The 14,430-nt window shown below is 64.3% G+C and carries 17 protein-coding genes and 1 tRNA gene; 11 read left to right on the top strand and 7 right to left on the bottom strand.

Translation table 11 applies throughout. From position 1 onward, the window contains the following. Nucleotides 1-9 precede the first annotated feature (9 nt). From ispE to hisC, 6 genes are all read left to right on the top strand, one after another. Nucleotides 10-891: a 4-(cytidine 5'-diphospho)-2-C-methyl-D-erythritol kinase gene (ispE, locus tag NCR35_RS02665; protein WP_250532921.1), complete on the top strand. Its 882-nt coding sequence runs from the start codon at nucleotides 10-12 to the stop codon at nucleotides 889-891. 55 nt (nucleotides 892-946) lie between these two features. Beyond that, nucleotides 947-1,023 (top strand) — tRNA-Gln (locus NCR35_RS02660). Nucleotides 1,024-1,070: 47 nt separating this feature from the next. Continuing rightward, nucleotides 1,071-2,024: a ribose-phosphate pyrophosphokinase gene (locus NCR35_RS02655; protein ID WP_244847798.1), complete on the top strand. Its 954-nt coding sequence runs from the start codon at nucleotides 1,071-1,073 to the stop codon at nucleotides 2,022-2,024. A gap of 148 nt (nucleotides 2,025-2,172) precedes the next feature. After that, nucleotides 2,173-2,790 carry a 50S ribosomal protein L25/general stress protein Ctc gene (locus tag NCR35_RS02650; RefSeq protein ID WP_250532915.1) on the top strand — a complete coding sequence of 206 codons (618 nt, stop codon included), beginning with the start codon at nucleotides 2,173-2,175 and terminating at the stop codon, nucleotides 2,788-2,790. A gap of 139 nt (nucleotides 2,791-2,929) precedes the next feature. Further along, a complete protein-coding gene (gene pth, locus NCR35_RS02645; protein ID WP_250532914.1) occupies nucleotides 2,930-3,532 on the top strand; it encodes an aminoacyl-tRNA hydrolase in 603 nt (200 codons plus the stop codon). Between the two features lie 20 nt (nucleotides 3,533-3,552). Then, entirely contained in the window at nucleotides 3,553-4,623 is a 1,071-nt protein-coding gene (gene hisC / locus NCR35_RS02640) for a histidinol-phosphate transaminase (protein ID WP_250532910.1), read from the top strand. Between the two features lie 3 nt (nucleotides 4,624-4,626). Here hisC and NCR35_RS02635 read toward each other — a convergent pair whose 3' ends face one another. Then, nucleotides 4,627-4,884, bottom strand: a complete 258-nt coding sequence (locus NCR35_RS02635) for a YfhL family 4Fe-4S dicluster ferredoxin (protein WP_159835144.1) — start codon at nucleotides 4,882-4,884, stop codon at nucleotides 4,627-4,629. 273 nt (nucleotides 4,885-5,157) lie between these two features. On the opposite strand from NCR35_RS02635, the gene NCR35_RS02630 reads away from it, so the two are divergent. Next, complete coding sequence (locus tag NCR35_RS02630) at nucleotides 5,158-5,310, top strand: hypothetical protein (protein ID WP_250532909.1); 153 nt, start codon at nucleotides 5,158-5,160, stop codon at nucleotides 5,308-5,310. Between the two features lie 13 nt (nucleotides 5,311-5,323). Here the strand turns inward: NCR35_RS02630 and NCR35_RS02625 are convergent, their stop codons facing one another. Further along, nucleotides 5,324-5,893 carry a hypothetical protein gene (locus NCR35_RS02625; RefSeq protein ID WP_244847792.1) on the bottom strand — a complete coding sequence of 190 codons (570 nt, stop codon included), beginning with the start codon at nucleotides 5,891-5,893 and terminating at the stop codon, nucleotides 5,324-5,326. 92 nt (nucleotides 5,894-5,985) lie between these two features. Between NCR35_RS02625 and NCR35_RS02620 the strand changes: the two genes are divergently transcribed. Then, on the top strand, nucleotides 5,986-6,336 hold the full coding sequence (locus NCR35_RS02620; RefSeq protein ID WP_250532908.1) for a winged helix-turn-helix domain-containing protein: 351 nt from the start codon (nucleotides 5,986-5,988) through the stop codon (nucleotides 6,334-6,336). A gap of 15 nt (nucleotides 6,337-6,351) precedes the next feature. Here the strand turns inward: NCR35_RS02620 and coaD are convergent, their stop codons facing one another. Both coaD and rsmD read right to left on the bottom strand, forming a co-directional pair. Beyond that, a complete protein-coding gene (coaD, locus tag NCR35_RS02615) occupies nucleotides 6,352-6,855 on the bottom strand; it encodes a pantetheine-phosphate adenylyltransferase (RefSeq protein WP_250532907.1) in 504 nt (167 codons plus the stop codon). 98 nt (nucleotides 6,856-6,953) lie between these two features. Then, on the bottom strand, nucleotides 6,954-7,589 hold the full coding sequence (gene rsmD, locus NCR35_RS02610) for a 16S rRNA (guanine(966)-N(2))-methyltransferase RsmD (RefSeq protein WP_250532903.1): 636 nt from the start codon (nucleotides 7,587-7,589) through the stop codon (nucleotides 6,954-6,956). Nucleotides 7,590-7,796: 207 nt separating this feature from the next. Here rsmD and ftsY point away from each other — a divergent pair, with 207 nt between their 5' ends. Continuing rightward, nucleotides 7,797-9,029 carry a signal recognition particle-docking protein FtsY gene (ftsY, locus tag NCR35_RS02605; protein WP_250532902.1) on the top strand — a complete coding sequence of 411 codons (1,233 nt, stop codon included), beginning with the start codon at nucleotides 7,797-7,799 and terminating at the stop codon, nucleotides 9,027-9,029. 45 nt (nucleotides 9,030-9,074) lie between these two features. On the opposite strand, the gene NCR35_RS02600 is transcribed toward ftsY, so the two are convergent. The 3 genes from NCR35_RS02600 to NCR35_RS02590 are packed head-to-tail and all read right to left on the bottom strand — an operon-like array spanning nucleotide 9,075 to nucleotide 11,062. Further along, nucleotides 9,075-9,707, bottom strand: coding sequence for a LysE/ArgO family amino acid transporter (locus NCR35_RS02600; RefSeq protein ID WP_250532901.1), 633 nt, complete (start codon nucleotides 9,705-9,707; stop codon nucleotides 9,075-9,077). Next, nucleotides 9,704-10,348: a maleylacetoacetate isomerase gene (gene maiA, locus NCR35_RS02595; protein WP_250532900.1), complete on the bottom strand. Its 645-nt coding sequence runs from the start codon at nucleotides 10,346-10,348 to the stop codon at nucleotides 9,704-9,706. Before maiA ends, NCR35_RS02600 begins: the two co-directional genes overlap by 4 nt. A gap of 15 nt (nucleotides 10,349-10,363) precedes the next feature. Next, nucleotides 10,364-11,062, bottom strand: a complete 699-nt coding sequence (locus NCR35_RS02590; protein ID WP_175939290.1) for a fumarylacetoacetate hydrolase family protein — start codon at nucleotides 11,060-11,062, stop codon at nucleotides 10,364-10,366. A gap of 298 nt (nucleotides 11,063-11,360) precedes the next feature. On the opposite strand from NCR35_RS02590, the gene ybiB reads away from it, so the two are divergent. After that, complete coding sequence (gene ybiB, locus NCR35_RS02585) at nucleotides 11,361-12,332, top strand: DNA-binding protein YbiB (RefSeq protein ID WP_250532899.1); 972 nt, start codon at nucleotides 11,361-11,363, stop codon at nucleotides 12,330-12,332. A 445-nt stretch (nucleotides 12,333-12,777) separates the two neighbouring features. Next, complete coding sequence (gene leuA, locus NCR35_RS02580) at nucleotides 12,778-14,430, top strand: 2-isopropylmalate synthase (RefSeq protein WP_250532898.1); 1,653 nt, start codon at nucleotides 12,778-12,780, stop codon at nucleotides 14,428-14,430.

Raw genomic sequence — 14,430 nt, 5'->3', positions numbered from 1 at the left:
GCCTGCCGCATGTCTTCTTCCAATGATTCGATGCCCGATTGCCTCGCGCCCGCGAAGCTGAATCTGTTCTTGCACATCACGGGCCGTCGCCCGGATGGCTATCACGAGTTGCAAACCGTCTTTCAGCTGCTCGACTGGGGCGATGTCCTTCACTTCACGCGCCGCGAAGACGGCGTCGTGACGCGCAAGACCGAGGTGCCCGGTGTCGCCGAGGACGACGACCTCGTCGTGCGGGCCGCCCGATTGCTCCAGAAGCACACGGGCAGCGGCTATGGCGTCGAGATCAAGATCGACAAGCGTCTGCCCATGGGCGCGGGGCTCGGCGGAGGAAGTTCCGACGCGGCGACGACTCTTTTGGCGTTGAATCGTCTATGGGGAGTTGACCTTTCGCGTGAAACTCTGCAGAATCTCGCCCTGCAACTCGGCGCGGACGTGCCGTTTTTTGTCTTCGGGCAAAATGCATTCGCAGAGGGTGTGGGCGAGGCGCTGCAGGCGGTTAAACTGCCGAAACGCTTCTTCCTGGTAGTCACGCCCGCTATGCACGTTCCGACCGCGGCGATTTTCTCCGAAAAAAGCTTGACACGGAATACGAAAGTCGCCACAATCATGGACTTTCTTGCACAGCAAAGGTCAGACACTAACTGGCCAGACAGCTTCGGTCGGAACGACATGCAGGCTGTAGTTGCAGAAAAGTACGCGGAAGTTGCAAAGGTGCTCGAGTGGTTTTCCAATCTCGCACCGGCGCGAATGACCGGATCTGGAGCAAGCGTGTTCGCCGCTTTCCCCAGCCAGGCCGAAGCGGAGTTGGCGCAAGCCAAGCTGCCGGCAAGCTGGAGCAGCGTGGTGACAAGCAGTCTGGATTCTCATCCTCTCTTCGCTTTCGCGTCATAGATTTAGTTTTGTCGGGTATGTCCTACACTTCCCGGCAAGATTCAAGGTTAAGTGTAGGGGAGTCGCCAAGTTGGTCAAGGCACCGGATTTTGATTCCGGCATGCGAGGGTTCGAGTCCTTCCTCCCCTGCCATTCTTTCTCGCGTTTTCCTCACGCCTCCAGCCGCAGACAGGTGCACGATGAGCAGTGACGGCCTGATGGTTTTTACTGGCAACGCAAATCCCGCGCTTGCTCAGGAAGTCGTCAAGATCCTAGGAATCCCTCTCGGCAAAGCGATGGTCAGCCGTTTCTCCGACGGCGAGATCATGGTCGAGATCCAGGAAAACGTTCGAGGCAAAGACGTATTCGTTCTTCAGTCCACCTGCGCACCGACGAACGATAACCTGATGGAACTCATGATCATGGTCGATGCGCTCAAGCGCGCATCCGCAGGCCGGATCACCGCAGCCATCCCCTATTTCGGCTATGCGCGCCAGGACCGCCGTCCGCGTTCCGCGCGCGTGGCTATCTCGGCGAAGGTCGTCGCGAACATGCTGGAAATTGCCGGCGTCGATCGCGTGATCACCATGGACCTTCACGCCGACCAGATCCAAGGTTTCTTCGACATTCCCGTCGACAACATCTACGCCACGCCCGTCCTGCTCGGCGATCTGCGCAAGCAGAACCATGATCATCTGCTGATCGTGTCGCCGGACGTCGGCGGCGTCGTGCGCGCCCGCGCGCTCGCCAAGCAGATGAACACGGATCTGGCGATTATCGACAAGCGCCGTCCGAAGGCGAACGTCGCCGAGGTGATGAACATCATCGGTGAAGTCGAAGGCCGCACGTGCGTCATCATGGACGACATGGTCGATACCGCCGGCACGCTCTGCAAGGCCGCGCAAGTGTTGAAGGATCGCGGCGCGAAGCAGGTTTTCGCCTACGCCACGCATCCGGTCCTGTCGGGTGGCGCCGCGGAGCGCCTCACGGCGTCGCAACTGGACGAACTCGTCGTCACGGACACCATTCCGCTGTCGGCGGAATCGCTGGCATGCCCGAAGATTCGTCCGCTGACGAGCGCAGGCCTGCTCGCGGAGACGTTCTCCCGCATCCGGCGCGGCGACTCGGTGATGTCGCTCTTCGCCGAAGGCTAAAGCATTGGCAATACACGCGAGGCTCGGGCTTCGCGTTCTTGCATGATCGGCGCGAACGTACGAAGGTTCGCGCCGTTTGTTATGGGATCGTCCATTTCCGATGATCCCGGTTTCCCTGCCTGGTCGCGGGCAGCTATAGGAGTCAAAGATGAAAGTCGTCGCTTTCGAGCGTAGCAAGCAAGGTACGGGTGCGAGCCGCCGCCTGCGTAACTCGGGCAAGACCCCGGGTATCGTGTATGGCGGTAACGCGGACGTTCAACTGGTCGAGCTCGACCACAACGCCCTGTGGCACGCCCTGAAGAAGGAAGTGTTCCATTCGTCGATTCTCGACCTGGAAGTCGGTGGCAACTCGCAGCAAGTGCTGCTGCGCGACGTGCAATATCACCCGTTCAAGCAACTGGTGCTGCACGTGGATTTCCAGCGCGTCGATGCGACGAAGAAGCTGCACACCAAGGTGCCGCTGCACTTCATGAATCAGGAAACGAATCCGGCCGTGAAGCTGGCGGGCGCCGTGATCTCGCACGTTGTCACCGAACTGGAAGTGGAATGCCTGCCGGGCGACCTGCCGGAATTCCTCGAAATCGATCTGGCGAAGATCGAAGCCGGCCAGACGATGCACGCGAAGGACATCACGCTGCCGAAGGGCGTCGCGCTGACTGCGCACGTCGAGGCGGAAAACCCGGTGGTGGCATCGGCGACCGTGCCGGCTGCGAAGCAGTCGGATGCGGCAGGCGACGCAGCGGAAGGCGAAACGCCGGCTGCCTAAGCTTCGCAAGGTGCCTGACGGCGCTGTAGTATCCTCTCGATCCGTTCACGGAACGGTCGACGTGACCCGCCGGTGTGCAAGCCCCGGCGGGTTTTTTTTCGCATGACAACACGCGGGCTGCGGCTCGCGACGATTCGACATGATCAAGCTGATCGTTGGCCTCGGCAATCCGGGCGCCGAATACACGGCGACGCGCCATAACGCGGGTTTCTGGTTCGTCGATCAACTGGCGCGCGATGCCGGCGCGACGCTGCGCGACGAACGGCGCTTTCACGGGCACTACGGCAAGGGCTGTCTGCACGGCCATGAGATTCACCTGCTGGAACCGCAGACGTTCATGAACCGCTCGGGCCAGTCGGTCGTCGCGGTCGCGCAATTCTTCAAGATTTTGCCCGACGAGATTCTCGTCGCGCACGACGAACTCGACCTTCCCCCCGGCACCGTCAAGATGAAGCTCGGCGGCGGCAGCGGCGGCCACAACGGGCTGAAGGACATCTCGGCGCATCTGTCGTCGCAGCAATACTGGCGCTTGCGCATCGGCATCGGGCATCCGCGCGATCTGATTCCGGAAGGCGCGCGGGCGGGCGCGAAGCCGGACGTCGCGAATTTCGTGCTGAAGCCGCCGCGACGCGAGGAGCAGGACGTCATCGACCAGTCCATCGAGCGCGCGCTCGCCGTCATGCCTTTCGTCGTCGCGGGCGAGACCGAGCGCGCGATGATGAACCTGCACCGCACTTCCTGACCACGAATTTGGAGCCCAACGTGAGCCGTTTCTGGAGCGATATCGTTCATCGTCTGACGCCGTATGTGCCGGGCGAGCAGCCCGCGCTGACGCATCCGATCAAGCTGAACACGAACGAAAATCCGTATCCGCCGTCGCCGCGCGTGGTCGAGGCGATCCGCCGCGAACTGAGCGAAGACGGCGCGTCGCTGCGCAAGTATCCCGATCCGACGGCGCGCGCGCTGCGCGAGGCGGTGGCCGCGCACCACGGCCTGCGCGTCGAGCAGGTTTTCGCTGGCAACGGTTCGGATGAAGTCCTCGCGCATGCATTTCAGGCGCTGCTCAAGCGCGATCTGCCGATCCGCTTTCCCGATATTACGTACAGCTTCTATCCGGTCTACGCGCAGCTATACGGCGTGGCGTACGAGACGATTCCGCTCGATGCTGCTTTCGCCGTCGATATCGACGCGTACCGCGCGCCGAACGGCGGCGTGCTGCTGCCGAACCCGAACGCGCCGACCGGCCGCGCGCTGCCGCTCGGGGACATCGAGGCGTTGTTGAAGGCGAATCCGGACGTGCCGGTGATCATCGACGAGGCGTATGTCGATTTCGGCGCGCAATCCGCCGTGACCCTGATCGACACGTATCCGAATCTGCTCGTCGTGCAGACGACATCGAAGGCGCGCTCGCTCGCGGGCATGCGCGTGGGCTTCGCGTTCGGCGATGCGGCGCTGATCGAAGGACTGACGCGCGTGAAGGACAGCTTCAATTCGTATCCGCTCGATCGGCTCGCGCAAGCGGCGGCGCTCGCGTCGTACGAAGATCGCGCGTGGTTCGAGGACAGCTGCAGGAAGGTCGTGGCGAGCCGCGAAAGGCTGAACGCGCGCTTGCAAAGCCTGGGATTCGACGTGGTGCCTTCGGCGGCCAACTTCGTGTTCGCGAGGCATCCCGCTCACGATGCCGCCGCCCTCGCCGCCGCGCTCCGGCAACGCGAAATTTTCGTGCGGCACTTCAAGCTGCCGCGCATCGACCAGCATTTGCGTATTTCCATCGGCACGGATGCCGAATGCGATGCGCTAACGGCTGCGCTCGAAGAACTGATCGGCGGTTGAGCGTTATCGGCCCTTCGCCGCCATCAACGCGTGGTACTTCGTCAGCAGCTGCTCCGGCGTTTCGACGTGCGCCGGATCGCGCGGAATGCACTCGACGGGGCAGACTTGCTGGCACTGCGGTTCATCGAAGTGGCCGACGCATTCCGTGCATTTGTTCGGATCGATCACGTAGATGTCCGTACCCATCGAAATGGCGTCGTTGGGGCACTCGGGCTCGCAGACGTCGCAGTTGATGCACTCGTCGGTGATGATCAGAGACATGTCGCAGCCAGCTTTGCGTTAAAAAACAAGCGATTATAGCGCGCTGGCGCGTGGCTCGCCGGTGTGCTCGGCTGCGAACAGCGCGCCGACCCTCAGCTTTGGCGGGCTCTCGCCGTCAAGCAGCAGTGAATTAAGAGCGCCCGTCGCGCGGCCGGATCGTTATAAATTTGATATCGATTTCCAGCTTCGTTTTGCCGGTACTCATCACTGTAAGAGCGACTTATGCTTGCGCTTCTCGGTCTCGTCGGATGCGCAACGTGCCGTCGACCCGGAGTGGCATGGTTCACCGTGATCACGTTGTCGAACCGCAAGCGCACGCTCACCGCCCTCGGCTGCACGCTGTACGTCGTGTTCTGGACGTTTTGCGTCGTGGTCATCATGCTGTCGCTGCTCTATCCGAACGCTTTCATGCATCACCGCGCATAGCGGCGCGTCGGCGCTAGTCTTCGAGCCGTTCTCCGCGAGGCAGACCGTGTCTGAACACGATGGCCAACAGCGCCTTTGCGGCGTACAGCACGATCAACGCGCCGGCCAGATCTCCCGCGACCATCACGAAGAACCGCTCGACGATATTCTGCGTGTCCCCGCGCAGCGCAAACCAGATGTGATGCAAAAGCGGATTCGCAATCGAATAAGCGAGCGCGAGAATCAACAGGCGGTTCGCGGTGAGATTCGCCAATGACGCCTTGAGCCCGTACCGCTCGCGCGCCAGCCGATACACCGCATATGGCGCGACGGTCGCGATGATGCCCCCGGCGAACGCTCGCACCGGGTCGTGCGGAAAGAAGTAGAAGAAATCGACGAGCCAGCTCGCGATCAGCAAGCCGAGCGCGCCGTCGCCGCCCAAAAGAAGCGTGCTGAACAGCCTCACGCCCGACGGCAGATAGATCCAGTTGACGCCCCGGACGAACTCGGTGTGCGTGAATACGCGCTCGTTGAGCCACAAAGACAGCACGAACACGGCCGCTGTGCCAACCACGGAGACGACGTGCAAGCGCAGATTGGACATGGGAGTAGATTGGCCGCCACCCGTTGTTATCGGCTCATCTTAGCTCACACGGTTGATGCGGATCGAGCCGTCACACTGGATGAAGCACAGGCATGACCGGCCCTGCCGATATCTATCTCCGATGTCTTCAGCTCGCCGAAGCGTTGCGCGGCCTGCCCGCGCTCGATCCGCTGGAGGAGCGCATCCTCGAATTCGTCGCGCGCATGAGCCAGCAGAAAGCGCGTCTGTCCGTGCGGGACATGATGGCGCAGAGCCAGTTCGGATCGCCCGCGACGCTGCACGCGCGCATCACGTCCATGCGCGAGAAGGGCTGGATCGTCCTCACCGATACGGAAGACGCGCGCCGCAAGCAGATCGAGCTGACGCCCGGCGCGCTACGTCACTTCGACAAGCTCGCCGAGGCGTTCGTCAAAGCGGCAAACAAGCACGGCGCGCCCGACTAAGCGTCGGGCCCATGCTTACGGCGCGGCGGGATCCTTCTGAGGAGCCGCGACCTTGTCGGTCAGCCGCTTCTCGACGGAAGGGAACACGAACTTGCTGACGTCGCCGCCGAGTTGCGCGATCTCGCGCACGATGGTGCCCGAGATGAATTGATACTGGTCCGACGGCGTCATGAACATGGTTTCGACGTCGGGCAGCAGATAGCGGTTCATGCCGGCCATCTGGAACTCGTATTCGAAGTCCGAGACGGCGCGCAGGCCGCGCACGATCACGCGCGCGTTGTTCTTGCGCACGAAGTCCTTCAGTAGCCCGGTGAAGCTGCTCACTTGCACGTTCGGATAATGCCCGAGCACGTCATGCGCGATATCGAGCCGCTCCTGCAGCGTGAAGAACGGCTTCTTCGCGCGGCTGTCGGCCACGCCCACGACCAGCGTATCGAAAATGCTCGATGCGCGCCGCACGATGTCTTCATGCCCGCGCGTCAGCGGGTCGAATGTTCCCGGGTACACGGCGACAACCATGAGCTTCTCCTCTTTTATTGACCTTGGGCCGCGCTCCGGCGACCGTCATTCCCGCGGTGCGCGTTCCGGTACGGCTCCGCCCGGACGCGGCAGGCGCATTATTCCTCATTTCGGCGGCGCAGCAAATGATACCGAACCGCGCCCGCCTTGGCCTCGCGGGCCACGGCCCAGCCGGACAACGCGTCGATGGCGTCGGGGTCCAGCGGCTCGCCGCATTCGACGTAGATCGCGCCATCGGACGCTGCGAGCGGCGCGGCGACTTCCAGCGCGCGCGTGAGCAACGCTTGATCGCCGAAAGGGGGATCGAGAAAGATCACGTCGAACGATCCGGGCGCGAGCCCGGCGGCGAGTCGCAGCGCATCGGCTTCGGCCACTTCGATGTTGCGGGCGGCGAGCCGGTCCAGATTCGCGCGAAGCTGCGCGGCGGCGCGCGCGTTGCGCTCGACCATCAGCACGCGCGATGCGCCGCGCGACGCCGCCTCGAATCCGAGCGCCCCGCTGCCGGCGAAGAGATCGAGACATCGCTGCCCGTCGAGATCCTGACCGAGCCAGTTGAAGAGCGTCTCGCGTACGCGGTCGGGCGTGGGACGCAGGCCATCGAGGTCGAGCACGGGCAACGGCGTGCGCTTCCAGTTGCCGCCGATGATGCGGATGGTGTGCGGCTTGCCGCCGCGCGAAGGCGCGCGGTGAGAGGCTGCGGAAGCGGTCGGACGTGATGCGGAAGAACGGGACATAGAGGAAAGCGTTGGAATCGGGCGCGAGCGCCGAATGCACGGCGCGCATGGTGAAAGCCAACGTTACCACAGGCGGCTGGCGCACAAGCGCGATAGACGGCGCCTGATAAAATACGCGGCTTACCTCTTCTTGCGCGGGCCATTGCGCGGCGTTGTTCCCCGAGCGCGCCGGGCCGTCGATTGACGCGCGCATCATCGTCCGAGATCATGTTCAGCTTTTTCAAACGATTCAAAAAGCCGGCTGACGCGCCGCTCGACCCTTCCGCCGAGAACACGCCCGACGCCCTCGAGGACGAAGAAGCGTCCGCTCCCGTGATCGAGGCGGAACTGGAACGCGAGCCCGCCGTCGACGCCGCCATCCCTTCTGAAGCGCCGCCTGCCGAAGTCGAGCCTGAACCGCCCGCTCAGCCCGCTCAAGCGGCCGCGAGCGATCAACCCGCACCGTATTGGCAGGGCCGCACGCAGTCCCAATGGCTGCGCGCGCCGGAGACCGACGAGGCGAGCGAAGAAGTGCTGCCGCCGCCCGAGCCCGACGCCGCCGCGAAGAAGTCGTGGCTGTCGCGCCTGAGAAACGGCCTCTCGAAGACGAGTTCGAGCCTGACCGGAATCTTCGTCGGCGCAAAGATCGACGAAGACCTGTACGAGGAACTCGAAACCGCGCTCTTGATGTCGGACGCGGGCGTCGATGCCACCGAATTCCTGCTCGAATCGCTGCGCGAGAAGGTGCGCGCCGAGCGGCTGACCGAAGCCACGCAGGTGAAGGCGGCGTTGCGCGAACTGATCGTCGATTTGCTGCGTCCGCTCGAAAAGTCGCTGATGCTCGGCCGCGCGCAGCCGCTCGTGATGATGATCGCGGGCGTGAACGGCGTCGGCAAGACGACGAGCATCGGCAAGCTGGCGAAACACTTGCAGAGCTTCAATCAGTCGGTGCTGCTCGCCGCCGGCGACACCTTCCGCGCCGCCGCCCGCGAACAGCTCACCGTCTGGGGCGAGCGCAACAACGTGACGGTGATCGCGCAGGAAAGCGGCGACGCGGCCGCCGTGATTTTCGACGCCGTGGGCGCGGCGCGCGCCCGCAAGATCGACGTGATGATGGCCGACACCGCCGGCCGCCTGCCGACGCAACTGCATCTGATGGAAGAGTTGCGCAAGGTGCGCCGCGTGATTGCGAAGGCCATGCCGGATGCGCCTCACGAAGTGCTGCTCGTCATCGACGCGAACACGGGGCAAAACGCGCTGGCGCAAGTGAAGGCGTTCGACGATGCGCTCGGCTTGACCGGCCTCATCGTGACCAAGCTCGACGGCACGGCGAAGGGCGGCATTCTCGCCGCCATCGCGCGGCAGCGGCCGATTCCGGTGTACTTCATCGGCGTCGGCGAGAAGGTCGAGGACTTGCAGCCGTTCAAGGCGGAAGAGTTCGCCGACGCGTTGCTCGGTTGATCTGCGAAAAAAGGGCGTCCGCGAGACGCCCTTTTTTTCGTCGCTTCAGCGCGAAAACACCAGCGCCGCCCCGATCCACCACATGACGCAGCCGACGATCACGTCGAGCACGCGCCACGACACGTCCTTTTGGAACCACGGCTCCAAAAGACGCGCCCCATAGCCGAGCGCCGTGAACCAGATGACGGACGAACACATCGCCCCGGCCGCGAACCACGCATTGCCCGGCCACGCATGCCGCGCGCCGATGCCGCCGAGCAGCACGACCGTATCGAGATAAACGTGCGGATTCAAAAGCGAGAGCGCGACCACGGTCGACGCCGCCGCGACCGCCGTCTGCGAATCGCCGTCCGATGCGTTCAGATGCCCCGGACCGCGCCACGCCGCGACGAACGCGCGCAAGCCGTAGAGGAACAGGAAGACCGCGCCCGCCCAGCGAATCACGTCGAGCAGAAACGGCGCCCGCGCGATCAGCGCGCCCATGCCGCCGACGCCGAGCGCGATCAACATGACGTCGATGAACGCGCAGATCGACACGACGATGCCCACGTGCCGCCGCTTGAGCCCCTGCCGCAGCACGAACGCATTCTGCGCGCCGATCGCCACGATCAGGCTCGCTCCCAATCCCGCACCCGACAAGTAACTCGACAGGGCTCCCGCAGAGACCGCCGCCGTCATTCGGCGTCCGGCTGCTGCGCGGGGGCGGCGCGCATGAAGCCGTCGATCTGGTTGGCGAAATCGGCAATGCGCTCGATGGTCGGGTAAGGCGCGAGGTCGATACCGAAGCGCCGCGCGTTGAACACCTGCGGCACGATGCACAGATCGGCGATGGTCGGCGTGTCGCCGAACGTCAGCTTGCCGACGCGCGGATCGGCCGCGAGGCGCTTTTCGAGCGATTCGAAGCCCGTTTCCACCCAATGCCGGTACCACGCGTCCTTCGCCTCGTCCGGCACCTTCACCTGATGCTTCAGGTACTTCAGCACGCGCAGGTTATCGAGCGGATGAATTTCGCAGGCCACCTGCAACGCCACCGAGCGGACGAACGCGCGGTCCGACGCGCCACGCGGCAACAGCGGCGGCTCGGGATGCGTCTCGTCGAGATATTCGACGATGGCGAGCGACTGCGTGAGCACGTCGCCGTCGACGACGAGCGTCGGCACGATGCCGTCCGGATTCAGCGCGCGATATTCGGGCTTGAGTTGCAGGCCGCCGTCGCGCAGCAGATGAACGCCCTCGTACTCGTAGTCGAGACCCTTCAGATTCAGCGCGATGCGCACGCGATACGCCGCCGAGCTTCGGAAATAGCTGTAGAGCTTCATTGTCCGCGCGCCGCCTCAGACCACGCGCACGGAGAAGTCGCCGATGCCGTCCACGCCGCCCTTCAGCAGATCTCCCTTCACGACCGCGCCGACGCCTTCGGGCGTGCCGGTGAAGATGAGATCGCCGGGGAACAGTTCGAAGAGCGTCGACAGATAGGCCACCGTCTCGCCGACCGACCAGATCAGCTGCGAGATGTCCGAACGCTGCTTTTCCTCACCGTTGACCGTGAGCCAGATCGCGCTCTTCTCCAGATGCCCGACCTTCGACACCGGATGAATCGGGCCGAGCGGCGCGGAGTGGTCGAAGCCTTTCGCCGTATCCCACGGGCGGCCGAGCTTCTTCGCTTCGGCTTGCAGGTCGCGGCGCGTCATGTCGAGGCCGAGCGCGTAGCCGTACACGTAGTCGAGGCCCTTGTCGGCGGGAATGTCCTTGCCCTGCTTGCCGATTGCCGCGACGAGTTCCATCTCGAAGTGCAGGTTCTTGGTCTGCGACGGATACGGCAACTCGCCGGTGGAACCCGGCGCGACGTACAGCACGGCGTCGGCGGGCTTGCTGAAGAAGAACGGCGGTTCGCGGTCGGGATCGTGGCCCATTTCCCGCGCGTGCGCTTCGTAGTTGCGCCCGACGCAGTAGATGCGGCGCACGGGAAACTGCTCGTTCGAACCCGCGACCGGAACGGCGGTCGCCGGCGCCGGGGGAAACACATAAGTCATCCCGCTCTCCTGTTTGATGTTATTCGATCGCCGGCGCATCTGACGCTCGCCGCCGGAGTCGCAAAAAGCGAGTGTAACGTGCCGGCGCGAATCGTGGCGAGCCTTGTCCGGCGCGGGCGCGCGAGCTTTCGGACGGCCTGCTGTCATCCTTCGGGTCGCCGCGCAATCACACTCGATGCCTGTCCCGGAACTTGCAAGCAGCGCTTAAATGCGATACTGAGTGTCATACCGCATCTTCCACTCGCGACGGCGCCGCTCAGGACCATGTAATTGAACGCCCGCTTTGCGCACGCTTCCGATGACCGACATTCCACCTCCTTCTTTCCCCTGCGCGCGCTATATCAAGGAAATCGGGCGCGGCCCGAACGGCGCGCGCGCACTTTCGCGTGACGACACCTATTCGCTCTACGAAGCGATGCTCGACGGCCGCGTCTCCGACATCGAACTGGGCGCCGTGCTGCTCGCGTATCGCGTGAAGGGCGAGACGGCCGCCGAACTCGCCGCGATGCTGGCGGCGGCGCATCATTCGTTCGAGCCGCTGCATGTGCAGGAAGGCCGCGAGCACGCGCGGCCCGTGTCGATCCCGAGCTACAACGGCGCGCGCAAGCAGCCGAACCTGACGCCGCTGCTCGCGCTCCTGCTCGCGCGCGAAGGCGTGCCGGTGCTGGTGCATGGCGTCGTGGACGATCCGGGCCGCGTGACGAGCGCCGCGATCTTCGCCGAAGTGGGCATTCCGCACGCCGCGTCGCCCGACGAAATCGAGGACAGCCTCGCCTCCCGCCGCCTCGCGTTCGCGCCCGTGACGGCGCTCGCGCCGAAGCTCGCGCGGCTGCTGGATCTTCGGCGCGTGATGGGCGTGCGCAATTCGACGCACACGCTCGTCAAGATTTTGCAGCCGTTCGCCGAGCCGGGCCTGCGGCTCGTCAACTACACGCACCCGGAATATCGCGACAGCCTGACCGCGCTTTTCACCGAGCATCCCGATGCCGCGCAAGGCGGCGCGCTGCTTGCGCGCGGCACCGAAGGCGAGGCGGTCGCGGACACCCGCCGCCAGGTGCAGATCGACTGGTTCCACGACGGCCACGCCGAGACGCTCGTCGCGCCCGAACGTTCGCAGGCGGACGCGCCCGCCGTCGAACTGCCCGAATCGCTCGATGCCGCGACTACGGCGCGCTGGATCGAAGACGTGATGCGGGGCGACGTGCCCGTGCCGCCCGCCATCGCGCGTCAGGTGGAACTGATCGCGGATGTCGTGCGCCGGCCGGTATAGGCACCGCAATCGGAAAATCCGCATTTGACACCTTCTTCAACGCTGGTTTAAAGTAGGCCAATGCGTTTCACCCAATTCTTCTCCCTCCGAATTATTTCGGGCCGCCTAGCGCGGCCCCTATCGCTACGTCTAGCGTAAGTCGCCAGACGTAGCGGCGCGCGTCGCCAGGCGCGCGTTCCCGCCAGCCGTTCCCGCAGTTCCTTCCTTACCACCTAGTAGTCGTCAGTTTTTCGTTCGCGCATCCCGCGATACGAAAACGCGAGGGTCACATGCACGCTGCTTCGCGCACGTTCACGTTGGTCGCAGGCGTCACCGTCGCCGGTGCGCAATGGGACCGTGCGCGCGGCCCTGCTTCACGTGCTTCATGTGCACCGCGCCGCAGCCGGCCAGCCGCCGGCGTCGGCCGCTCTCGCAGGCGCTACGCTCCCGAAAGAGATCGACGATCATGATGCCGAACCCCGCCGAGAAATACCGCCCGTTCCCGCAAGTCCGTCTGCACGGCCGACGCTGGCCGAATCGCACGATCGAGAAAGCGCCCATCTGGATGAGCACCGATCTGCGCGACGGCAACCAGTCGCTGATCGAGCCGATGAGCATCGCAGCGAAGCTCGAATTCTTCGAGATGCTGGTGGCAACGGGTTTCAAGGAGATCGAGGTGGGATTCCCGTCGGCGTCGCAGACCGATTTCGACTTCGTGCGCAAGCTGATCGACGAAAAGCGCATTCCCGACGACGTCACCATCGAAGTGCTCGTGCAATCTCGCCGCGAACTGATCGAGCGCACGTTCGAAGCGGTCGAGGGCGCGAGCAAGGTCATCGTGCATCTCTACAACGCGATCGCGCCGTCGTTTCGGCGCATCGTGTTCAATCAGTCGAAGGAAGAAGTGAAGGCGCTGGCGGTCGAGGGCACGCGCATCATCAAGGAATGCGCGGCGGCGCGGCCGGGCACGCACTGGATCTACCAGTATTCGCCCGAGACGTTCAGCATGACGGAGCTGTCGTTCGCGCGCGAAGTGTGCGATGCCGTGGCGCAAATCTGGCGTCCGACGCCGGACGACAAGATGATCGTCAATCTGCCGGCGACGGTCGAATGCGCCACGCCCAACGTGTTCGCCGATCAGGTCGAATGGATGGACCGCAACATGGGTTTTCGCGACAGCATCGTGCTCTCGGTGCATCCGCACAATGATCGCGGCACGGCGGTCGCGGCGGCGGAACTTGCGCTGCTCGCGGGCGCGGATCGCGTCGAAGGCTGTCTCTTCGGCAACGGCGAGCGCACCGGCAACGTCGATCTCGTCACGCTCGCGCTCAATCTGTACACGCAGGGCATCGATCCCGGCCTGGACTTCTCGGACATCGACGCGGTGCGGCGCGTGGTCGAACGCTGCAATCAGCTTCCGGTGCATCCGCGCCATCCTTACGCGGGCGACCTCGTGTTCACCGCGTTTTCCGGGTCGCATCAGGACGCGATCCGCAAGGGCTTTGCGCAGCGCGTGCCCGGCACGCCGTGGGAAGTGCCCTATTTGCCGATCGATCCGGCCGATCTCGGCCGCAGCTACGACGCCGTGATTCGCGTGAACAGCCAGTCGGGCAAAGGCGGCGCGACCTATCTGCTTGAACGCGGCCTCGGCTTCACGCCGCCGCGCCGCGTGCAGATCGAGTTCAGTCATGCGGTGCAGGCGGTGGCGGACGAATCGGGCGAGGAAGTCAGCGGCGACGCCATCTGCGCGCTCTTCAGGCGCGAGTATTTCGACGCGGGCGGGCCGGTATCGCGCGTGGATGCGGCGGCGGTTTCCGTCTTCGGGCGAAACGTTGCGGTGCCGTCGGCTTCGAGCGCTGCAAGCGAGGAAGATTACGCGCAGGCGGTCGCCGCGACTCTGGACGTCGGCGCGAGCGTGAGCTGGTTCGAATCGACGGTCACGGCGAACGGCGAGACCGCCGTCTTCGTGGGCTGCCGCGTTGCCGACGAACCGATGCGCTTCGGCGTCGCGGTGCACGCGAATCCGGCGCTCGCGGTCGTCGATGCGGTCGTGAGCGCGGTGAATCGCTCGAAGGGAATCGCGCGGAAGGTGCGCGAGGACGAGGCGGTGGAAGCCTAA

Source organism: Caballeronia sp. AZ10_KS36, assembly GCF_023631105.1.
Taxonomy (GTDB): Bacteria; Pseudomonadota; Gammaproteobacteria; order Burkholderiales; family Burkholderiaceae; genus Caballeronia.
The sequence above is the reverse complement of the archived record's forward strand: the minus strand, read 5'-3'. Positions and strand labels throughout refer to the sequence as shown.